At 53.9% G+C, this 20,401-nt stretch carries 32 protein-coding genes; 29 read left to right on the plus strand and 3 right to left on the minus strand.

Features of this window, described 5'->3' with window-relative positions:
* Nucleotides 1-477 precede the first annotated feature (477 nt).
* From BM185_RS00910 to BM185_RS00920, 3 genes are read right to left on the minus strand one after another with little or no spacing between them, the layout of a single operon-like run.
* Nucleotides 478-897, minus strand: coding sequence for a hypothetical protein (locus tag BM185_RS00910; protein ID WP_091957917.1), 420 nt, complete (start codon nt 895-897; stop codon nt 478-480).
* A complete protein-coding gene (locus tag BM185_RS00915; RefSeq protein ID WP_091957920.1) occupies nt 897-1,736 on the minus strand; it encodes a GAF domain-containing protein in 840 nt (279 codons plus the stop codon). The genes BM185_RS00910 and BM185_RS00915 overlap by 1 nt, the downstream gene beginning before the upstream one ends.
* A gap of 2 nt (nt 1,737-1,738) precedes the next feature.
* Nucleotides 1,739-2,401 (minus strand): helix-turn-helix domain-containing protein, encoded by a 663-nt coding sequence (locus BM185_RS00920; RefSeq protein WP_177203427.1) that lies wholly within the window; start codon nt 2,399-2,401, stop codon nt 1,739-1,741.
* 121 nt (nt 2,402-2,522) lie between these two features.
* Between BM185_RS00920 and BM185_RS00925 the strand changes: the two genes are divergently transcribed.
* The 29 genes from BM185_RS00925 (at nt 2,523) to BM185_RS01070 (ending at nt 20,393) form a co-directional block, all read left to right on the plus strand.
* Nucleotides 2,523-2,768, plus strand: coding sequence for a helix-turn-helix domain-containing protein (locus BM185_RS00925; RefSeq protein ID WP_091957924.1), 246 nt, complete (start codon nt 2,523-2,525; stop codon nt 2,766-2,768).
* Nucleotides 2,769-2,841: 73 nt separating this feature from the next.
* Complete coding sequence (locus BM185_RS00930; protein WP_091957927.1) at nt 2,842-3,156, plus strand: hypothetical protein; 315 nt, start codon at nt 2,842-2,844, stop codon at nt 3,154-3,156.
* A 52-nt stretch (nt 3,157-3,208) separates the two neighbouring features.
* Nucleotides 3,209-4,123 (plus strand): helix-turn-helix domain-containing protein, encoded by a 915-nt coding sequence (locus BM185_RS00935; RefSeq protein WP_177203428.1) that lies wholly within the window; start codon nt 3,209-3,211, stop codon nt 4,121-4,123.
* Nucleotides 4,071-4,739, plus strand: coding sequence for a hypothetical protein (locus BM185_RS00940; protein ID WP_091957932.1), 669 nt, complete (start codon nt 4,071-4,073; stop codon nt 4,737-4,739). Before BM185_RS00935 ends, BM185_RS00940 begins: the two co-directional genes overlap by 53 nt.
* Before the next feature lie 7 nt (nt 4,740-4,746).
* The gene (locus tag BM185_RS00945; protein WP_091957935.1) at nt 4,747-4,986 is read left to right on the plus strand and encodes a hypothetical protein; all 240 of its coding nucleotides are present in this window, start codon (nt 4,747-4,749) and stop codon (nt 4,984-4,986) included.
* A complete protein-coding gene (locus BM185_RS00950) occupies nt 4,964-5,293 on the plus strand; it encodes a hypothetical protein (protein WP_091957937.1) in 330 nt (109 codons plus the stop codon). Before BM185_RS00945 ends, BM185_RS00950 begins: the two co-directional genes overlap by 23 nt.
* Complete coding sequence (locus tag BM185_RS00955; protein ID WP_091957940.1) at nt 5,290-5,754, plus strand: hypothetical protein; 465 nt, start codon at nt 5,290-5,292, stop codon at nt 5,752-5,754. The genes BM185_RS00950 and BM185_RS00955 overlap by 4 nt, the downstream gene beginning before the upstream one ends.
* The gene (locus tag BM185_RS00960) at nt 5,754-6,296 is read left to right on the plus strand and encodes a hypothetical protein (protein ID WP_091957942.1); all 543 of its coding nucleotides are present in this window, start codon (nt 5,754-5,756) and stop codon (nt 6,294-6,296) included. The genes BM185_RS00955 and BM185_RS00960 overlap by 1 nt, the downstream gene beginning before the upstream one ends.
* A 113-nt stretch (nt 6,297-6,409) precedes the next feature.
* Nucleotides 6,410-6,763: a hypothetical protein gene (locus BM185_RS00965; protein WP_091957945.1), complete on the plus strand. Its 354-nt coding sequence runs from the start codon at nt 6,410-6,412 to the stop codon at nt 6,761-6,763.
* Nucleotides 6,760-7,080, plus strand: a complete 321-nt coding sequence (locus BM185_RS00970; RefSeq protein WP_091957947.1) for a hypothetical protein — start codon at nt 6,760-6,762, stop codon at nt 7,078-7,080. Before BM185_RS00965 ends, BM185_RS00970 begins: the two co-directional genes overlap by 4 nt.
* Before the next feature lie 301 nt (nt 7,081-7,381).
* Entirely contained in the window at nt 7,382-7,597 is a 216-nt protein-coding gene (locus BM185_RS00980) for a hypothetical protein (protein ID WP_091957952.1), read from the plus strand.
* A 28-nt stretch (nt 7,598-7,625) separates the two neighbouring features.
* Entirely contained in the window at nt 7,626-8,087 is a 462-nt protein-coding gene (locus BM185_RS00985) for a transglycosylase SLT domain-containing protein (RefSeq protein ID WP_245751644.1), read from the plus strand.
* Nucleotides 8,084-8,485: a hypothetical protein gene (locus BM185_RS00990; RefSeq protein ID WP_091957954.1), complete on the plus strand. Its 402-nt coding sequence runs from the start codon at nt 8,084-8,086 to the stop codon at nt 8,483-8,485. Before BM185_RS00985 ends, BM185_RS00990 begins: the two co-directional genes overlap by 4 nt.
* On the plus strand, nt 8,478-8,669 hold the full coding sequence (locus BM185_RS00995) for a hypothetical protein (protein WP_091957957.1): 192 nt from the start codon (nt 8,478-8,480) through the stop codon (nt 8,667-8,669). Before BM185_RS00990 ends, BM185_RS00995 begins: the two co-directional genes overlap by 8 nt.
* Nucleotides 8,666-8,950 (plus strand): hypothetical protein, encoded by a 285-nt coding sequence (locus BM185_RS01000; RefSeq protein ID WP_143089459.1) that lies wholly within the window; start codon nt 8,666-8,668, stop codon nt 8,948-8,950. Before BM185_RS00995 ends, BM185_RS01000 begins: the two co-directional genes overlap by 4 nt.
* Nucleotides 8,951-9,099: 149 nt before the next feature.
* Nucleotides 9,100-9,876 (plus strand): DNA adenine methylase, encoded by a 777-nt coding sequence (locus BM185_RS01005; RefSeq protein ID WP_091957963.1) that lies wholly within the window; start codon nt 9,100-9,102, stop codon nt 9,874-9,876.
* A 168-nt stretch (nt 9,877-10,044) separates the two neighbouring features.
* On the plus strand, nt 10,045-10,548 hold the full coding sequence (locus tag BM185_RS01010; protein WP_091957967.1) for a DUF1441 family protein: 504 nt from the start codon (nt 10,045-10,047) through the stop codon (nt 10,546-10,548).
* The gene (locus BM185_RS01015; RefSeq protein WP_091957970.1) at nt 10,541-12,607 is read left to right on the plus strand and encodes a phage terminase large subunit family protein; all 2,067 of its coding nucleotides are present in this window, start codon (nt 10,541-10,543) and stop codon (nt 12,605-12,607) included. Before BM185_RS01010 ends, BM185_RS01015 begins: the two co-directional genes overlap by 8 nt.
* Before the next feature lie 313 nt (nt 12,608-12,920).
* Nucleotides 12,921-13,145 (plus strand): gpW family head-tail joining protein, encoded by a 225-nt coding sequence (gene gpW / locus BM185_RS01020; RefSeq protein ID WP_091957973.1) that lies wholly within the window; start codon nt 12,921-12,923, stop codon nt 13,143-13,145.
* 3 nt (nt 13,146-13,148) lie between these two features.
* On the plus strand, nt 13,149-14,666 hold the full coding sequence (locus tag BM185_RS01025; protein WP_091957976.1) for a phage portal protein: 1,518 nt from the start codon (nt 13,149-13,151) through the stop codon (nt 14,664-14,666).
* A complete protein-coding gene (locus tag BM185_RS01030; protein WP_091957979.1) occupies nt 14,653-15,795 on the plus strand; it encodes a head maturation protease, ClpP-related in 1,143 nt (380 codons plus the stop codon). The genes BM185_RS01025 and BM185_RS01030 overlap by 14 nt, the downstream gene beginning before the upstream one ends.
* 44 nt (nt 15,796-15,839) lie before the next feature.
* Entirely contained in the window at nt 15,840-16,244 is a 405-nt protein-coding gene (locus BM185_RS01035) for a head decoration protein (RefSeq protein WP_177203429.1), read from the plus strand.
* A 66-nt stretch (nt 16,245-16,310) separates the two neighbouring features.
* Nucleotides 16,311-17,342 carry a major capsid protein gene (locus tag BM185_RS01040; protein WP_091957985.1) on the plus strand — a complete coding sequence of 344 codons (1,032 nt, stop codon included), beginning with the start codon at nt 16,311-16,313 and terminating at the stop codon, nt 17,340-17,342.
* A 68-nt stretch (nt 17,343-17,410) separates the two neighbouring features.
* On the plus strand, nt 17,411-17,623 hold the full coding sequence (locus BM185_RS01045; protein ID WP_091957988.1) for a hypothetical protein: 213 nt from the start codon (nt 17,411-17,413) through the stop codon (nt 17,621-17,623).
* A complete protein-coding gene (locus tag BM185_RS01050; protein ID WP_091957990.1) occupies nt 17,623-17,931 on the plus strand; it encodes a hypothetical protein in 309 nt (102 codons plus the stop codon). The genes BM185_RS01045 and BM185_RS01050 overlap by 1 nt, the downstream gene beginning before the upstream one ends.
* Entirely contained in the window at nt 17,924-18,478 is a 555-nt protein-coding gene (locus BM185_RS01055; RefSeq protein WP_091957993.1) for a phage tail protein, read from the plus strand. Before BM185_RS01050 ends, BM185_RS01055 begins: the two co-directional genes overlap by 8 nt.
* Nucleotides 18,475-18,924 carry a hypothetical protein gene (locus BM185_RS01060; protein WP_091957995.1) on the plus strand — a complete coding sequence of 150 codons (450 nt, stop codon included), beginning with the start codon at nt 18,475-18,477 and terminating at the stop codon, nt 18,922-18,924. Before BM185_RS01055 ends, BM185_RS01060 begins: the two co-directional genes overlap by 4 nt.
* A gap of 2 nt (nt 18,925-18,926) precedes the next feature.
* Nucleotides 18,927-19,901, plus strand: coding sequence for a phage tail tube protein (locus BM185_RS01065; protein ID WP_091957998.1), 975 nt, complete (start codon nt 18,927-18,929; stop codon nt 19,899-19,901).
* A gap of 81 nt (nt 19,902-19,982) precedes the next feature.
* Nucleotides 19,983-20,393 carry a BRO family protein gene (locus BM185_RS01070; RefSeq protein WP_091958001.1) on the plus strand — a complete coding sequence of 137 codons (411 nt, stop codon included), beginning with the start codon at nt 19,983-19,985 and terminating at the stop codon, nt 20,391-20,393.
* Nucleotides 20,394-20,401 lie beyond the last annotated feature (8 nt).

A 20,401-nucleotide genomic window follows, 5' to 3' on the forward strand; every position in this document is an offset into this window, starting at 1 on the left:
AGCTCCAGGGGCTTTTTCGTATTTGGCCGGTGGCCCGTAACGCAACAGGGCATCGCTGTCTGCCCAGAGAAGCTGGCGCGGGTGGCTGTTCGCCGCCGCTTCTCTACAGCCAAGGTCATCTGCTGTTATGGGTGCCCCGCTGGGGTGTGTTGCGTCCGTCAACAGGCGATGTGGCCTGCTGCCGCCTGGCACTGCCCTGCCAGGTAGGGATCTTGCTTTGTGTAAAGAGCGTTAGCTCTGCATAAATTGCGTATAGCGCAGAACATGATTTGCAATTTACGCAATAAATCAAGTTGCGTCAAGCGCAGAAAGTGAATTTTTTGGCTGGGGATAGGCTAAAGTTTTGGGGGGTGGTCGTGCAGGCACAAAAAAACCGCCCGAAGGCGGCTTGAAGCTACTGGTAATTGAAAATAGATATAGCTTAGTCTTTAATGAAAGGTAGCTACGAAAATACTGTTGCTCAGTCAGTATGGTATCTTAGCAAGGGTGTAGAATTTGATCTGAGTAGACATTGTTTTTGAATATATTAGTTATTGCTTCAATATTTCCTTTATTTATCTCTTTTGAGTCTTTTTCTTTTATTTCTATAACGATTTTAAGCTTGCCGCCGTGGTTTTCATGTAATAGTTTTTTGTCAGCAATAATTTTGTATATCTTTTTGCTTTTTGTTCCAATTGTATACTCTATTGCACCATTTTTTTCGTTTTTTGTTTTTTCTTTTGGGCTTATATATTTGAACTCGATTATTATTTTATCTTCTGTTTGCTCGCTGCGGACTGCGGTAGGGACATCCCAGGGAGAAATCATGAAGGTGACATTTGCATGCCTCTTATCATGGCTTTCCTTTTTTGGTTTGTTTATCTGCTCTTGAAGAACCTTATGCCATTGTTTTTTCATTATGATTTCTCCAGCAGGTGTCCGATTAGAGAAACAGTCAATGTGAAGTTTAGCACTGAATTTTCATCTACGCCATCTGGGCGTCTACTGTCGAGCACTAAGACACCCCAGGGCTCATTTTTTACCATCACTGGAATTGCAGCTATTGATCGTGGCATTTTTCTATCAATATTGATGTAATGATCAATCATTTTTTGATCGCTATAAGTATTGTTTGCATAATCTGCTTTATCATTTTTTTTCATTCGCTTTTTAACAAGCGGTAAATTTGGTACTATCACTGAGTTTACATTTGCCCATGCTTTGCCGGCAACGCCTTCACATTCATCACTGCTGTCAGGAACTAAGAAAGAAGTTTTTGTTTTTTGTGACTGATGCCCTGAGCGTAGCACCGGAACTAAAAAATCAGATCTAAAATGATGTGCCCACTCTTTGGAGAAGAAAGATATGCAATTCCATCTTTTACAAAACCAACATTTTTCTTTAAATTTGAAAAGAGTTACTCTGTGATGATCTTGTGAGTCGTTTTCGTCATTGTTGAATGCCCTGTCTTGATACTCATCAAGAATAAATTTTATTTTTCCCCATATCCACGGGTCGCCATGTAATCTTCCTATGACTCCTAGCGTTATGAGTAAGAGCCCTAATGCGTATGCAATGATCCCAAATTCTTGAGCTTTTTCAATTACATGGGTTGCAATAGGTCTGTTTGATAAAAACGGCTGAGATAAGTTTATTGCATATATTGAACTTGTCGTTGCAATTGCTATGTATCCGGCAGTCTCTGATAGCTTTGTTGCCTTGTAAAGTAGGTTTCGTTTGCTGCTATACTTTTTCATTGCTAAACCACTTCCACTTTATAGCTTACTACCCCGCAAATAGTGGCATTACCGTTGATTGGTATGATCCTGTTCGGCCAGCTGGGGTTGAGGGCTTTCAGGTATTTTTGCCCGCCTTCAATGACCAGTTGCTTGAAGGTGGCTTCAGTGTGGTCTTCCAGTCTGACGACAACCAGGCTGCCATTGTTGGCGTGCCTTTCTGGGTCAACAAAAATTAGGTCGCCTTCCTTGAAAGAGCGCTGGCCGGAAGGGTCGTACATGGATTCACCCGCCACGCGAAGCACAAAGGTGTTGGGGCTGTGAGGGCCGGGGCAGGGGAGCCACTCTTCTGCGACACCTGGTGAATATATATCGACAATTTCTGACCATTCGCCTGCTTGTACCCAAGAGATCACGGGGCAATATCCTTTTATGTCCGGTCCGGGAGTTACATTGGCTTCGCTTGGCAGGTTGGCTGCCTGGCTGAGCAGATCGTCTATAGAGATACCGAAGGCACGTAGAATGCCGTCCAGCACTTCATTGCTGGCACCCTGTTTGTTGGTTTCTATCCGCGACAGGTTGCCGGTGTCTATATCGACACCCAGATTGTGCAGCTCATCAGCCATTTGCTGAAGCGTCCACTTGCGAGACTTTCTTGCTGCTCTGATTAGGTTTCCGTAGTTCATATCCGAATCTTCATCCTTTTCTGCAAATAGCGCAAAGCGTGATGCGCAAATTCTGCTTGCAATAAATATGCGTAATGCGCAGAATTGTAGGCAGCACAAATTAGCCAGAAGGTGAAGAAGCATGTCTCCACTCAAAAAGGCCAGGGTCAACCGCGGTTGGAAGCTGGCAGATGTAGTTCAGCGTCTCCGGGCTGCTGGTGAATCAATCGATACCGGCAACCTTTCAAGAATTGAGCGTGGACTTCAGCGGCCCTCAACTTCTTTAGCTGAAAGTCTTTGCTTTGTTTTTGAAGGTGATCTCAACGAAATCCATGTGCTTTACCCCGAGCGGTTTATTCGTGCTGAAGCAGATAGCTCTGCCGCCTGATGTTTTCAGTATCGCCCTGGTTGGGCTTTTCCGACAGACACCAGCAGCCCCTGACAATTTATACAGGTGATTTATGAGCCACGAGAAAACCGCTACCCAGCCCATTTTAGATCGCCACGCGGTGCTGGCGCTGGTGACTGCTGAGTACATGGCAACCGGGGAGCCGGTCACGCCCACGCAGGCTTATGAAATGTGCAATGCGACCCAGTGGGCTAGGCCGGGGCTAAAGGCTGTGCTGACTGACTTGGTGCGGGATGGCCTGTTGCTGATGGAAGGGTTGGGTTGGATGCCTTGCGAGGGTGCAAAGCAGGCTTACCAGCGAGTTTTTGAAGACGAAAAAAAGCGCCTGGGTAGTGACCGGGCGCTGAAAGATGCAAGTACGCTATAGGGGCTGTAATTATGTACAGTATTGAATGGTTTTTCAAGTTTGGGGGTCGCCTATGAGCTGGGAAGCGACAGCCTGGGCCAGACGCGCCATGAAAAAGCTGGGATCGGAAGTGAAGCCGGTTCATCGCCTGTTATTGGTTCTGCTGGGGGATACGGCGGATCAGGAGGGGGTGAGCTGGCCTTCAGTGAAGACCCTGGCGAGTGAGTGCGGTTGTTCTGAACGCAGCATTCAGCGAAACATCGACAAGCTTGTGAGTCTCGGCCTGATAGAAAAGTTGGAAAGACGTTCTATGACCGGTCGCCAGCAAAGCAATTTATACCGTTTAAATCTGGATGCAAATCTGGCTGAAATGATGGTACCAGGGGAGGGTGACAATTCTTCGCCCCTACCCCGACAAAATGACACCCCTTATCCGGCCCCATGCGAGGGTGACAATTTGACACCCATAGGGGTGACAAAATGTCTGGGGGAGGGTGACAAAGCTGTGTCACCCCTTGAACAACCATGTGAACCTACTACTCACTCTCTCACAGCGTCCACACAAGATTTTTCGCCACAGCCGGAACCACCTCCGGCACCGCCACCCCGATCCGCGAATCTTGAAACCCAGCCGATGACTCCGGACTGGGAGCCACAGGTTTCGACCCTGGTTCCTGCTCTGGCCCGTTCGGCCATTCCGATTCCGGTGGCTGAAGCGCTGGCGCAAGACCCTGAGCTGGTCAACGCCTTTCGCAATCACCAGCTGGCGAACCCTGGGCGGGAATATTCCCCGACCGGCTGGACGACCCGATTAGCCACCTGGTTGCAACGCGATTGGCAGCGACTGGGCAGGCCTTTGACGATCACCGATTACCAAACCGCACGAGGATTTAACCATGCAGCAGGCAGCCGCACTAGCAACCGGGATGAAGTTCATGCAGCCGTCGGTAACTGGCAGGACACCAGCTGGGCAGACGGGCTCTACTGAGCGGCCTGATCCGGCGGTTGCTGAGCAGGTCACTCAGGCGATTGGTCAGGTTTTTGCCTTGCTCCAGCGCTTGTACCCCCGCACCTGGGACACCGGCTGGAAGTCGGCTCAGGAGGTGACCGAGAGCAAGCGCACCCTGTTCAAATTGCTGGCCAAGAGCGCCCCACCCAGCCCCGCGTGTTTTCAGCGACTGGAGGCGTTCATTGCTGAGCGAGGTGGTGATTTCCCGCCTTCGCTGCCGGACATTGCCCGTGTTTTGAAGCCCCAGCCGGAAGATCTGGGTTTTGCTTCGCCTGAGTCAGCCTGGCTGACAGTCTGTAACAACAGCCACCAGCACCAGGTGATCCGCTGCCCTGCGATTCGAGCAGCTGTCGGTAACCGTTGGCATGCAATTCGGAACGCTACCAGCCGTGTTGACATTGCTCGGGAGTACAAGGCATTTCAGGCCAGCTATGAGGCGGTGATTAACCGGGCTCTGATGGGTGAGGACATTACCCCGCGCCAGCTGCTGGAAGACCAGAGCCGGAAATTACAAAGCAAGGGTCGGCCTACGGATTCGCTGATAGATCGATTGGTTCAGCAGCGCCAGCAGGAACGCCAGAGGGCGTCGGGGTAGGTGAGCCATGCAGACCTTGAGCACCTGGTTTCGTCAATCCACGGCTTTGCAGGAAGCCGGTGATGCCTGGTACCAGCACTACAGCCAGTGCACTGAATGCCAGTTGCACCACACGAAACTGATCAAGGCTTACCCCAACCCCTGCCGGATCGGGGCCGAATTGAACCAGCGTTACAACCAGGCAGTGGCCCAGGCTGCTGCGGATTATGAGAACGGAGGACGTTATGCCAGTCATGACCAGCAATGAAATCAAACGCCATAACCTGGACGAACATGAGTTCAGCGGCAAGCTGATGGGCCAGCAGCGGGAAGTGCTCTTGTGTGTGCAGGGTGCCGGGAAGCTGACCCGCAACCAGGTGAGTGAAATCACAGGCATTCGCCTGACCTCGGTTTGTGGCCGCGCTAAAACGCTGCTGGATAACGGACTGCTGACCGTAGGTGAAAGCATCCAGTGCCCGGTTACCGGCAAGCATGTGGGCGCCCTGGAATGCACTGATCTGGGTAAGGCAGCGGCCAAAGCATTGATCGAACAGAAACAACAGGAAGCGGCATGAGCAGCTGGGTGATTGGTATTGATCCTGATGCTGTGAAGTCAGGCATCGGGATTTTCAAAGACGGGGAGCTGGTGGAGCTGAAGATGTGGAGCTTTGCTGAGCTGCTGTTCCAGATGGAAAGCCTTGAAAGCCGCCAGGGAACAGTGGTGGTTCTGGAGGATGTGGAAGCAATCAGGCCTACCTTCAAGCGCGGCAAGACGAATCAGGCCGCTATGCAGAAGATCAGCCAGAACGTGGGGCAGGTAAAGCAAACAGCGAGGCTGATAAAGGAAATGGCCGAGTACCACGGCGTGAAGGTGGTGATGCAAAGGCCGCTGACTGGCTGGTTTAAGAAGGCCAAGGAAGATGCTGCCCTGTTCAACAAGCTGACTGGCTGGACTGGACGCAGTAACGCAGACAATCGGGATGGCGCAATGCTGGCGCTGCATTACATTCGTGGGCAAAAACAAAGGGCTAGCTGATGTCGTACACCCGCCTGAAGATCAACGCCTTTCGCACGGACTGGCCTGAAGAGCGACAGCAAGCGGCTTTGCAGGAATATGCCGAAGAGCTGGTGCGCCTGTATGTGGATTACCTGCTGGGTTATCACGCACCTGGATGGGCTCCGGTGTCATTTATGTTTGCCGGTGTACTTCCAGGGGGAGGCGGATCAGGTGAAGAAGATCCCAGTATGGTAGCCGCAAGAATGTACCGCGAAATCACCCGAGCAGAGCGCGACGCCCTTTACTACATAGGCCAACTCAAACCCCGAACCCAAATAGCGCTACTGATTGACAGCTACAGCCAACGCGGACACCAGGGCCGGAACCGCCTGAGCAGAGATAAAGTATGCCAGCCGGACGTATGGCGAAAACTGGCCAGTGAGCTGAGCCTGACCCGCATCCACCACCAGCAGCCGGGGTTGATAGAGGCTATGGACAAAAAGGCCCTAGCTAACAGGGTGGCAAGAGGCAAGCAAAAGCTGGCGCAAGTGATCGCTGCCAAAGAAAAAGAGGCAGCATAAAAAAAGTTTTAAAAAAGTCTTGCGTTAGGAGCCTAACAGGTCTAATATTAAACACATGGAGGCAACGCAGCCCCTACCGGCCAGGCGGAACCTGGAATAAGAGGAGAAACATCATGATTGAAGCCAACACTTTTGCCGAAGCTTGCTACAACCAAAACAGTCTCGATGAGTTGCTGGAGGCTTATTTCGATGCCGAAGCCGACCAGTCAGATTGTGAGTCTTGGGGTATTGATGAGCAGAAATGGATGGACTCTATAGAAAAAGCCATGGGCGAAAAAATGCGTGAGTTCTTTTGCGAAAACAACAACTCAAAAATTCATAGCATGATAAACAGTTGGGCAAAAAAGCCTGAGGGCTATTTGTCCATTGATGAGGAAGGTGACATCGTATCACCAAGCGGCGCAGCTATGACGATTGGCCAGACTGCCGGTTTCTTTAAGAAAACAGAAGCTCATAAGAAAGCATGAGTAAGCTGTTTATCGAAGTCAGCCCAGCGGATAAAGGCCGCTGGGTTGCCTGCGCAGCCAGAGAGGGCAAAACCCTACAGGAATGGGTGACGCAGCTGCTAAATGCTGAGGCCAGCCGCAACCCACCGCCGCCACCCAAATGGATGCGAGAAGCCGGTTTCAGCAATCGCTTGGCAACTGCCCTTCTTAGGGCCGGCTATCATGATTCCGATGTTTTGTCAGGCAGCCTGAGACAAGAGCCGGACGACTATTGGTATCAGCATCAGGATTTCGGGCCAAGATGCCTGAGGGAGTTGAAAGAAAAATGGCCAGTGTAGCGGATCGAGTACAGAAGCATAATGAGAGCCTAAAGGCCCAAGGGGGCAGGATCATCCATAAGCTGCGACTGAAGCCGGAAGCTGCCGCAGCACTGGCTTGCCTGGAGGCGGAAGATGGGCGATCAGCGACCCAGATCATCAATGAATTGCTGATCAAAAACACAGGCTGTTAATTTAAACACCACTAGATGTTGTGTTTTTGAGTTCTTCGCGCTACCATAAGCGTATTGTGACCAATTCTATCTAAGCCCTGCCACCCTTCGGTGTCGGGGCTTTTTTATGCCCGTCTGAAGGTGTTCCCATGACTGAAATCCTTGTTGTTTCGACAGCCCACACGCTGGCGCTGGCGCTCTTTGCCGTGCTTCTGGTGTGGGCTACTCTGCGTTTTCTTGACCGGATTACCGGTACACCCTTCTCTGAGATCAAAGAGGTGATTTATGCAGATCCGAAAGCTGCTGCTCTTTATAACGGCATGCGTTTTCTGGGTGCCTGCTTGCTTATCGGCCTCGCCCTTTGATCGGTACGACCCTTACATAGAACAGTCCATGAAGCGCTGGATGCCGGGTACCGATTGGCAGTTGCTTTGGGGGCTGATTCGGCAGGAGTCCAGTTTCAACCCAAAGGCAGTTTCACCGGTGGGAGCTGAAGGGTTAACTCAGTTTATGCCTGGCACTTGGGCTGATGTGAGTCGCCAGTTGGGTATGGCCAATGCAAACCCCAGAATGGTAAGGCCCAGCATTGAAGCCGGTGCGTTTTATCTGGGTCGACTACGCAATAACTGGCACAGCCCGCGCCCGGAGAAGGACCGGCTGCAACTGGCACTGGCCAGCTACAACGCTGGCCTGGGTAATCTGCTCTCAGCGCAACGCGCATGTGACATGCCGGTACTTTACCCGGAGATAGCTGCATGCCTACCCCAGATCACTGGTCATCACTCATCCGAGACACTGCATTACGTGCCAGCGGTCTGGCGTTATTACATCAAGAAGCGACTGGGTGCCCTATGAAGCTCAAGGCGGCTGCGGTTGGTTCAGTCCTCATCATTATGGGCATGGGCTACCTCTGGTATGAAGCCAGCCTGGCCCAGCTTGAAACCCAACTGGCCCGCACTGAAGCGAACCTGACGGTTGAACAAGAGGCGGTTAGCCAGCTGGGCAGTCTGGTTGTTCGTAAGCAAGAGCAGCTAGATAGATCTAAAAAGCAGCTGGCGCAAATGATTCAGGCTCGCAATGCAGCTGAGGCCAGGTTCCAGGCTATTGAGGTGGTCCATGCCCAAACACTTGAAAATCTTAAGCAACTTCAAAAGCAGGATCAGGAGCTGGATGACTGGTCTGCTGATCCTGTTCCTGTCAGTGCTGATGACTGGGTGCGCAACCTCATCACCCCAGCCACGGGTAGTGATTGAAAACCAAGAGGTTTTGCCACCGGCATTGCCTGATCACTTGTTGGAACCTTTGAATCATCCTGACTTGCCACCCACAACACTGACCCAGGGCGACTTGCTGAAGCTAATTGCCGAATACCACCGGCTGGTGGAAACAGCCAACTCACAACGCACGGAAGTTAAAGACCTGTGGCCGAAAAAATGACGATCAAATCAGCAACTGAGCGCCATATCCAGACGGTGGCGGTCTTTATCATTACCGGCGTACTGGGCTGGGTGGGCTTTTCTTTGAACAGCCTGATCGAACACCAGGCGCGTGTGGATGAGCGTATCAGCTACATGACTTCTCAGATCATCCATCTGCAGGAGCAGCTTAGCAACCAGATTAGCCGCAGGGAGCTGGATTCAGAGCTGAGCCATATCCACCGAGAAATTCAGCGGCTGGATAACAGGGTAGAGCAGCTGGAACGCAGGGAGCGAGATTAGAAAAGCAAAAGACGGGCGACTGCTGGTGTTGGCGCACCAGCAGCCCTCAAGAAGTGGTAATGGTTCATGGGGCCACTTCTCAAGCAAGGCCCGCCACCTCGTGCACGAAGTAGGCGGATATTATCATACTGATTGGATATACAGTACCCATGACCGCAAAACCTATCGTCCCCTGGATTGGGGGCAAGCGCCGTTTGGCAAAGCATATTCTTCCACGACTTCCTGAGCACAGCTGTTACGTAGAGCCCTTCTGCGGTGCGGCTGCACTCTTCTTCATGAAGGAACCGGTGAAGTCGGAGATCCTTAATGACATTAACGGTGAGTTAGTAAACCTCTACCGGGTTGTGAAGCACCACCTTGAGGAGCTCTACAGCCAGTTCAAGTGGACGCTGGTTAGTCGCCAGAACTGGGAGTGGCTGCAGAGCATGCCGCCTGAAGCCTTGACCGACATACAAAGAGCCAGCCGCTTCCTGTATCTGCAAAAGCTGGCCTTTGGTGGAAAGGTAGATGGGCAGAGCTTCGGAACGGATACCACTTCCCGGCCTCGGTTTAACCTGTTCAGCCTGGAGAATGATCTGGCTGAAGCTCACTTCAGGTTGACCAATGCAACAGTGGAGAATCTGCCCTGGCAAAAGGTGCTTCAGAAATACGATCGCCCCCACACCTTGTTCTATTGTGACCCGCCGTACTGGCAGACCGAAGGCTACGGTGTGGACTTCGGCTTTGAGCAGTATGAAGAGCTGGCCGATTTGATGAGAGGGTTAAAGGGCAACCTGGTGCTAAGCATTAATGACCACCCGGATATTCGCCAGGTCTTTAGAGAGTTTCCGATGATGCAGCTGAGTGCAACCTACACGGTTGGTGGTAGCTCGAAGGCAGCCAGGCGTGGTGAGCTGTTGATCGCAAGCCACGGTGTGGATTTGTAAAAAAAATCGCGGGTCCTTCCGGAGCTCACGGGCCTGCCACGGGGGCGTGGAACTCGCGGATAAACAGAAATTTTCGGGTTTTCATATGCTCCACCACAGGTGGGCAGATTTCTAGGAGTGACGCGGGATAGAGACCTGTGCGACTTGTACATTTCGGGCTTAAAGAATATGGCAGACGTGAGCAGGTTAGAGGATGCGTTTAACTGGTCAGTCAGCCAGATTGCCAGAGCTTTTGAGATGGATAGGCGCACTGTCACAAAGCGCTTGATGGATGCCGGTGTTATTCCTTCTGGAGAAAAGCGTGGTCACCCGGTCTACCGGTTGAAGGATGCTGGCTTTGCTTTGTGGGGTGTTTCTAAATCAGCTTCAGATGGAGCGGTTAACGACCCAGACGACTTTGAACCCAATGACCGGAAAGCCTGGTACCAGTCGGAGAATGAGCGGGTAAAGCTGGAAAAGGAAATGCGGCTTCTGGTCCCGATTGAGGAAGTGCATCGGGAAATGAGCAGTCTGGCCAAGGCGCTGGACAACTATCTGGAAACCTTGCCTGATTTGTTGGAGCGCGACGCAGGCTTGCCGCCTGAAGCTATCCAACAGGTTGAGAGCATCACCGACCAGCTGCGTGATCAGATGTTCCAGGCGATTATTGCGGACGAACCTGAAGATGAGTAGTTACGGCAGCGCAGCAGCGATCAAGCGTGATGTGGCTGAAATCATCCGGCCCAAGCGCCGCATTCAGGCCAGCCAGGCAGCAGCGGAAGTAATGAAGGTTGTCGGTGGTGATGGGTCTGTTCGCGACTGGGATGCCAAGGCCACACCCTACATGGTAGAGCCGTTGGACTGCATGGGCTCTCGGCTGTATGACGCGGTGATCTTTGTTGGCCCCGCTCGGACAGGCAAAACCAATGCGCTGGTGGATGGCTTTGTTGCCTACAAGATTGAATACCACCCAGCAGACGGCCTTATTGTTCAGATCTCCGAAGAGAAAGCGCGGGAATTCAGCAAGAAGCGCATTGACCGGATGCTGGAAAAATCCCCGCTGCTCCGGAACCGGCTCAGCCCTCGGGGCCATGACAACAACGTCCACGACAAAACCTTTCGTGCCGGCAACTACCTGGGCATCAAATGGCCCTCCAAGAACGTGCTGGCCAGCTCGGACTTTCAGTTCGTACTGCTGACCGACTTTGACCGCTTGCCGGACAACATCGATGGCGAAGGTGACCCCTTCACTCTGGCCAGCAAACGGACGCAGACCTTTGGCAGCACCGGCATGACCATGGCTGAATCCTCACCGGGTCGGGAAATCACCGACCTGGACTGGGAAAGGCCCGAAGACCAGCCGCATGTGGCACCACCCACTACCGGTATTCTTGACCTCTATAACGCAGGTGATCGCCGCCGCTGGTACTGGCAATGCCCCGAAACCGGCTGTCGGGAATGGTTCATGCCCAACAAGGAAAACTTCAACCTGGATTCGGCGCGAGTATTTTGCCCGCATTGTGGTACCGAAATCAGCCCCACGGCCAAGCGTGATCTCAACATCAAGGGTCGCTGGGTAGCCGAAGGCCAGCGCCTGACGCAACATGGCGAACTGGAAGGAACAGCCAGAAGCACCCGCATTGCTAGTTTCTGGATGGAAGGCCCTGCAGCGGCTTATCAAACCTGGCAATCACTGGTCGATAAACTCAAGCGAGCTGAAGAAACCTACCAGCAGACCGGCAGCCAGGAAACTCTGAAAACGGTCATCAACACCGACTGGGGCAGGGCCTACGCCTACCAGCGCTCGGAAAAGACCCGTAGCCCCCAGCGCCTGATGGATCGTGCTGAACAAGTCCAGCGCCGCACTATTCCCGAAGGGGTGCGCTTTCTGACGGCTTCGGTGGACGTGCAGGGCGGCAAGGATCGACGCTTTGTTGTGCAGATTCACGGCTGGGGCAGGAATCGAGAAATGTGGGTCGTGGATCGCTTCAACATCAAAGAAGACCGAGGCCCGAACAACGACCAGCCACCCAGACCCATCAGCCCGGCAACCCAGCCGGAAGACTGGCAACTGCTGACCCGCGATGTCCTCAAACGCAGCTACAAGCTAGCCGATGGCAGCGGACGCAGAATGCCGGTGCTGGCCCTGGGCATAGATACCGGCGGGGAAGGGGACGGGGAAGAAAGCGTCACCAGTCAGGCCTACGACTACTACCGCAGCCTGATACCCGAAGGCCTGCAAGGCCGCGTTTATCTCTTCAAGGGTGGCAGCAGCAAAACCGCCAACCGAGTGCGCAAAACCTGGCCAGACAACACCAAACGCAAAAACCGCAAGAGCAGCGCCCGAGGTGATGTGCCCCTCTACATTCTGGGTACCAACCTACTCAAGGATCAAGTTGCCGCCATGATCGACCGGGACAACCCCGGCTCTGGCTACATGCACACCCCGGCATGGCTGGGGCGCTGGTGGTTTGAAGAACTGACCTATGAAATCCGAGACCCAGCCACCGGAAAATGGGAAAGGCCCGGCAAAAAGCCCAATGAAGCTTTTGACCTCTGCGTCTACAACCTGGCGCTTTTTATCCTGCTCAAGGCCGAGAACATCAACTGGGACGCACCACCGCCATGGGCTGAAGACTGGGATAAAAACCTGCTGGTGTTTGATCCGGAAAAGCAGAGCGACCCCACTGGGGTGCCGGTTAGAGCCACACGGCAAAAAAGAAAGCGAAAGACTGTAAAGGCAAGGGTTTAGGGAGAAGCGCCCCACAGTAGAGCGGGGTGCTTCTTTGCTACTGATTAATCCTTGTTGCTGTGGAACATTTCGTAAAAGCTGACATCGCCAACAAAAGCAAGGATCAGAAGTGCAAAAGCGACAACTCCAAAAAGGATTCCATGTTTCATTTTTTCACCTATAGGTTGGTTGAAATTTAGGTGTTAGGACGTCCCTAACCTTTATTTTTTTGCCACAGTTCCCTGATACGTCAACGGGGTTTCGGAAAGCTATTTTGTATTTTTTTGTAAATCAAACAGCCCGCCAAGTGTGGGCTTTTTTATGGGCGAGGTTTATGAAATACACCCAAGAAGATCTAAACCGACTGAATCAGGCTCGGATCGATCTGGCCACCGGCCAGAATGTGACCCAGGTTCGACACAGCAACGGAAAGACCCTGACGTTCAATCCAGCCAACCGCGACCTTCTGGAACGAATGATCGCAGAGGCTAAACGGAGTCTTTTTCCAAAGCGCAGACGCACTCGCACCCGTCAGGTGTTTACCTCCAAAGGTCTTTAACCCATGCCGAAGATCAGCAAGCCCCGCATCCGTCTGGAGCATAGGGGCGGCCAGCTCGTGCCCAAAAACATCCGCGCCTCAGCCTACGAAGGCGGCTCTAACCGCAAGCGCATGGGTGGGAAGGGTATGTCGGTTGCTGGCCCAAATACCGGTATCTCACAAAGCCTGGGCGCACTGCAAAAGCGCAGCCGTAATGCCGTGCGCAACAATGCCTACGCCACCGGAGCCAAGGAAACCTATGTCTCCAACCTGGTGGGCACCGGTATTCGGCCCCAGTGGCAGAACAAGGAAATTCAGGAGCTTTGGGAAACCTGGGTGCAAGAGTGCGATGCCGATGGCGTGAACTGCTTCTACGGACTGCAAGGCCTGGCAGCGGGTGCCCAGTTTGAAGCGGGGGAGGTGCTGGGTCGATTCCGTTACCGGCGCACCAGCGATGGTTTATCCGTGCCCTTGCAGCTGCAACTGATCGAATCCGAACACCTGGACCCCACCTACTCAGCAGTGACTGACCGGCAGCTGATCAAGATGGGCATTGAATTCAACGCCATTGGAAAACGCTCTGCGTATTGGCTCTGGCAGCACCATCCCCATGAATACCTGGCTCAACAGACTAACCGCCGCAAACGAGTACCGGCTGATGATGTGATCCACCTGTATCGCCGCACCCGCCCTGGCCAGATACGTGGTGTGCCGGAGCTATCCAGTGTCATCGTGCGCCTGTATGAAATTGATGAAATGCAGGATGCCCTGCTGGCGCGTCAGAAACTGGCCCAGCTTTTCGCAGCCTTTATCAAGCGCAAGCCTGACCATGACCCTGAAGACGAAGGGCCTCACTTTGGCCTACCTGCTGACCCCTATGGCGAAAGTGACGACGAAGGCCTGACTGAATTTGTACCTGGTGCTCTGCACTACCTGGAAGATGGCGAAGAAGTACAGTTCAGCGATCCACCTGACATCGGCAGCCACTACAGCGACTGGCTGCGCACTGAACTGCTGGCCGTAGCCAGAGGGGCGGGCATCACCTACGAACAACTGACCAACGACCTGAAAGGCGTCAACTACAGCTCCATTCGTGCCGGACTGCTGGAATTCCGCCGCCGTGCCGAAGCCCTGCAAGCCCACCTGATCGTACACCAGTGGTGCCGGAAGATTGCCGCCAAATGGCTGGATGTTGCCGTAGTCAGCGGCTCCATCAACCTGCCGGACTACTGGACCAACCGCAAAAAATACCTAGCGATTGACTGGATCGCTCCCAAATGGGCCTGGGTCGACCCGCTGAAAGAAGTCACCGCAGACCTGCTGGAAGTTCGCGCTGGGTTTATCCCCCGCTCAGAAGCAGCAGGGCAGCGCGGCTGGAGCCTGGAGCAACTGGATGAAGAAATCCAAAAGAGCAACCAGAGCGCCGACGACCACGGCCTGATACTGGATTCAGACCCGCGCATCACCCAGAAAAACGGGGCTTTGCAAAAAGCCATCGACATCCTGAACAACGAAGAGGAAGAAGAAAATGCCTCAACCTAAACACTGGCTCAAAGTCCAGGCCAAGGCCAAGCAGCCCCGCAAGGCCCTGGTCACTATTGATGGCGAGATTGGAGGCAGCTGGTGGGATGACACCGCTGTTGCCAGCTCCGAATTCATGAACGCCCTCAAAGCCCTGGGCCAGCTGGATGATATTGAAATCGACCTGAACAGCCCCGGTGGCAGCGTGACCGATGGCCTGACCATTGCCAACTACCTGCGTGCCCATCCAGCCAAGGTGACCGTCAATGTACTGGGGCAGGCCTCCAGCATTGCCAGCGTCATCACCTCCGCTGCTGATCAGGTCAACATGAGCCTGGGCACCTTCGGCCTGATCCACTACCCCTGGACCTTTGCCATGGGCAATGCCAACCAATTCCGTGAACTGGCCGACAACCTGGACACCATCAGCGACGGCATCATGGGCTGCTACCTGGCCAAGTGTGGTGAAGACAAAAAAGCCCGCCTCGAAGAAATCATCGAAGGCCCCAGCGGTGAAGGCACTCTGCTTTCAGCAGAAGAATGGCTGGAACTGGGCTTGGCTGACAACCTGCAAAACGAAGTCAAGGCCGCAGCCAGCACCGCACCGCAAGACCTGTTCCGCGCCATGCAGCGGGCACAGCAACAAGCCCAGAAGCAATCCGCAAAACCCCAACCACCTCAAGCAAAGCAGGAAAATCCTATGACTCTTGAAGAACTCAAAGCCAAACATCCCGAACTGGTTCAAGCCCTGACCGATGAAATCAAGGCCCAGAACCCCCAGGGCACCCTGGAAGTTGGCGCCCTGACTCTGGACACCCTGAAAGCTCAGCACCCTGAGCTGGTAGCCAGCATCCAGAAAGAAGGGCCGGATGCCAAGGCAGCCGTAGAAGCAGAGCGCACCCGCGTGACCGAAATCATGAAGGCCTGCACCACCTACAACCAGCCGCAAATGGCCGAAAAACTGATTGCCAACGGCACCGACAAACAAATGGCGGCTGACCTGCTTTCGGTCTTTGCCTCCAATGCCAGCGACCAAAACGGCATCGTCACTGCCCACAGTGCCGACAACGACCCCCAGAACGCCAGTGATGCCAACCGTATTCTAGCTAACTACCGCTCGGTTACCGGCACCAAAACCCAAACCGCCTGAGAACAGGCATTACCTGAAAACCCAAGAAGCAGGAGGGCATGCTAATGCCACAACTCAACACCACTCAGGCCGGTATTGCCGCCTACGAAAACACCACCAGCTTTACCGACGAACCCCTGTTCACCGGCGAGCGACAGCAACACACCGACAAGGGCACCTTCGCCGCCGAACAGGATCTGCCTGCTCATACCGTGCTGGCGCGTGATGCCTCCGGCAACCTGGTACCGGCAGAGCACGGCGGTGAAGGCACCCTGGGCACCCCGGTTGCTATCTCCATGGTCGCCGTCAAAACCGGTGAAGCCGAAACCGCTGACGCACCCTGCTACTGGGGCGGCTGCTTCAACCCCAATCGCCTCTACTGGCATGAAAGCTATGACGATCTGGACAAAAAATTGGCTGCCTTCGGTGAAGCCTCCACCAGCAACATTGCCATCAAGGCTATGCGCTAACCCCTGAATTTCCCTCAAAACCCCATTGAATTGGTGTACTGCCAGCAGTACGCCCAGGAGACCCTCATGCCTGAACTTTACGATACCCATACCCTGCTGCAAGTGCAGGAACACCTGGACCCCATGCCCAGCTTCTGGCTGAACATGGCCTTTGCTGAAGAAATGCGTTTTCCCTCGGAATGGATTGATCTGGAAAAAATCCAGGGCAACCGCACCTTGGCACCGCTGGTCATTCCCACGGCTGAAGGCGTGCCCATCTACAAGCGCGCCGCTGAAGCCAGCCGCTTCCGTGCTGCCTACATGAAGCCCAAGGACATGGTAACGCCAGATCGCTCCATCAAGCGTCGCCCCGGCGAAGCCCTTGGTGGATCAGCCACTCAAGAGCAGCGTGAAGACGCCATCGTTGCAGACATCCTCGCAACCCATCGCTCCGCGATTGAGCGCAGCTGGGAAGTCATGGCTGCCCGCGCTGTCATCGATGGCAAAATCAAGCTGAAGGGCGAAGACTACCCAGAAACCCTAGTGGACTTCCAGCGCGACCCCAACCACAACGTCACCTTGCTGGGCTCTGAACAGTGGAGTGATGAAAATGCCAATATTCCAAGTCAGCTCACTTCCTGGCGTGGCACCACCCGCCGTGCCAAGTTCGGCGGCCCCACCAACAACCTGGTATTGGGCAAAGAAGCAACTGAACACTTCCTGCGCAACAAGGAAGTGCGCAAGCTGCTGGATACCCAGGTGCGCGGCACCGAAGGCAACAGCTTCAACATCGGTGTGCGCGAAGGCGAAGAAGTGGAATTCCTGGGCCGTTTTGATGGCGGCTTAGCGGTCTGGTCCTACTCCGGCTACTACGAAGAACAGGACGGCAGCCAGCAAGAAATCCTGCACCCTGAAGAAGTGGTACTGGTTGGCCCTGGCATCCGTGGGGTGCGCTGTTTCGGTGCCATCATGGATCGCAAGGCCGGTTACCAGCCTGCCAGCATGTTCCCGAAAATGTGGGAACAAGAAGACCCCGCAGGCCTGTGGATCATGACCCAATCAGCCCCGCTAATGGTGCCCATGCGCCCCAACTGCTCGCTGAAAGCGCGGGTGCTTTAATCCGCTGAGCCACACAGGTAGCCGGTCTATCCGGCTGCCTGCTCCACCTTCCACCGAGGAACACAACCATGCCCAAAGCCATTGCCATTACCGCCATCCAGAAACCAGAACAGAAAATCCCTGCTGGCGCAGAGTTTGAAGCCAGTCAGGAAGAAATTGACAGCCTGATTGCCAAAGGCGCTGCCAAGCTACCCACTACAAAAACCGCCGCGCCTGAACAGGACGACCAGAAACCAACTGGCAAACAACCCGGCAAAACAGGCGCTGCAGGTAGTAAATAATGGACTTCAGCCAGTTTGAGGCCCAACTGAACCAGGAGGTCTTTGACCGCCTGGGCGAAACAGCAGAAATTATCGTTGAAGACGCAGACCCCCAGCCTTGCAGGGTTGAAATCACGGAAGACATGGCCGTCAGGGATGACAACGGCTTTATCAAGGAAACCCGCTGCGAAATCGGTCTGCCGGTCGAGCTGGAGCCAAAGCGCGGCCTGGTTCTGCGCATTATCTCGAACGGTAAGCACTGGCGACTTCACCAACTGCTCAGCAATGACGGTTACGAATCCAGATGGGTAGCCCTGCCTTATGACTAATGCCAACCAACAACTGAAAGACAGTGCCCGTGAACTGCGGGTCTTGGACAAAAGAAGCGACCAGGCCGCATCCCGCGCACTCAACCGCGCCATTCAACAGGCACGCACAGCAGCTAATCGTGATATTCGAGACGGCCTGAAGCTCAAATCCAGCTACCTGAACCAGCAACTTCGGATTGCCAAAAAGGCCAACTCCAACGACCTGGAGGCCGTGCTCTCCACCCGCAAGCGTGGCGTACTCATGACCCGCTACCCGCACCGAGAGCTACAAAGCGGCGGTGTCAGCGTCAACATCCGGGGTGTGCGCGTCAAGATGCCCGGCGCCTTCCTGATGCGTTTTGCCAATGGCCGCACCGGCATCATGGTGCGTGTTGCCTCTGCAGCAGGGAAATCCAAAAACGGCGAAGGTCGCAGCAAAGGCCTGGAAACCCTCTACTCACCGTCACCCAGCCAGGCCTTCAGCACCGTTATGCCTGATGTGAAAACCCTGGCAGCAGCTCGCGTGATTGGTGAATACGAACGACTGATGAGGTTAAAAGCCGCATGAACGCACCTGCCGTACAAGCCCTGAAAGCCATTCAGGAAAAACTGAAGGAAATCAGCACCGCCAACGGCTACTACACGGATCTGAATGAAAACGTGGTCTGTGGCCCTGCTGCCTACACACTGTCAGTGAACCCGAAAACGCCCCTGGTCATCGTTAGCCACGGCCCGACAGACCCAGGGCAGCGAGGCTCCAGCAAAGCCAAGCTTCAGTACATGCCAGAAATCTTCCTGGCTGTTCGGCCATCCGAGGAATCGGACACCCAGCTTGCCAATCTGGAACACGATATTCGCACCTGCCTCTTCACGCCATTGGGTAGCCGCGCCCTCAATGGCAAGGCAATCAGCGTAGAAGAGCAGGGGTCTGCCCCCAGTACAACTGAAGACAGCCGCTACGCCCTGTCTTTTATCCCCGTCACCCTGACCATCATTGAAAACTACGAGGCTTAATCATGGCTGAAAATACCCAAATCAAAGACCGCTCCTACCTCGGTAAAGGCATCATCTACATGGGGCTTTACCCTTCAGGGCCACTGCTACCGGTAGGCAACTGCTCTGCACTCAACATCAGCATTACCGAAGACAAAAAAGAACTACCCAATCACATGGATGCCGGGGGCGGTAACCGCAATGAAGTCAGCCGGATTCAGAGCGTCAATGTTTCTATTACCGCGCATGACCTCAGCGCCCGCAACCTGGCCATGGCCACACGAGGCACCACCAAGCTACAAGAACCTGTTGCTGTAGTAGGGGAGGCTCACACGGCCTACCCCAGTGCGCTGGTTGATCTGGAATGGATTCCCGACCCAGAAACTCTGGTCGTGCGCTCAACAGACTCCAGCACCACAGAAGTGGAAGATGAAGAAGTTACTGTGCCGGTGGGTGGCCTGATCGAACCGGCTCAGCCACTGACCAGTGGTCTGGTTGTGAAGAACAATGCCGGTGACACCACCTACACCGAAGGCACGGACTATGAAATCACCCAGGACAACAAAATTCAGGTTCTGCCCGGTGGTGACATCAGCGAAAGCGACACCCTGAAGATCAGCTACCTCAGTGCTTCTGGAACCGTGTACCAGCAGGGCACCGAGTATGAAGTCACCCCGGTAGGCCTGCGTATTCTTGGCGGCCAGCTGAGTGAAGAAAAAGCCATCAAGATCGACTACACCCCGGTGCCCCAGCACAACCTGGAAGCCCTGACCGAAGCAGGGCAGGAATACCGCCTGGTGTTTGATGGCCTCAACGAAGCCCAGTCCGGCAAACCAGCCAAAGTCAAAGCCCACCGCTTCAAGCCCAGCCCCACCGATGGCCTGAACTGGATCGGAGACGACTTTGCCGAAATGACCATTCAGGGCGGACTGCTTTCGGATTCCAGCATCAACGCCCAGGGAGCCAGCCGCTTCTTCCGAGTGCAAATGGCGGATTAACTGTCGTCTTTTAGGTCAATTGCAAAATAAAAGTAATTTTATGTTACAATTTGTTACCAAGGTGCTTTAGGTGGAGGTGTTATGAACCAACTTGGTATAAATAACAATATGTTAGAAGCAATTTCATTGGAAGAGAATGCCTGGGTGCGTGCAGTGCAACTGGGTGAGGCACTGGGCTATACCAAGCCTGGAAAGCAAATCAATGCCCTGTACAAGCGTTATCAGGATGAATTTACGGAAGACATGACGAAGCTGACCAAAATTCACGATGATGAATGCAAGGGACACTCAGCAAGCCAAAACCGCCAGACTCGTGTTTTCTCACGACAAGGGGTTTACCTGATGATCATGCTTGCACGCACCCCTGAAGCCAAACTGATGCGGGAAAAAATGTTAGACGACCTGCATTCAGTTGTAACCAGGGTTCCGACAACTGCAAAGGATTTACCCGCCTGGGCCCAAGAAGAGATAGTGGAGGTGCCAGTTAAGTGATGCCTGAG

This window comes from Marinospirillum celere, assembly GCF_900112235.1.
In the GTDB taxonomy this organism is placed as follows: Bacteria; Pseudomonadota; Gammaproteobacteria; order Pseudomonadales; family Halomonadaceae; genus Marinospirillum; species Marinospirillum celere.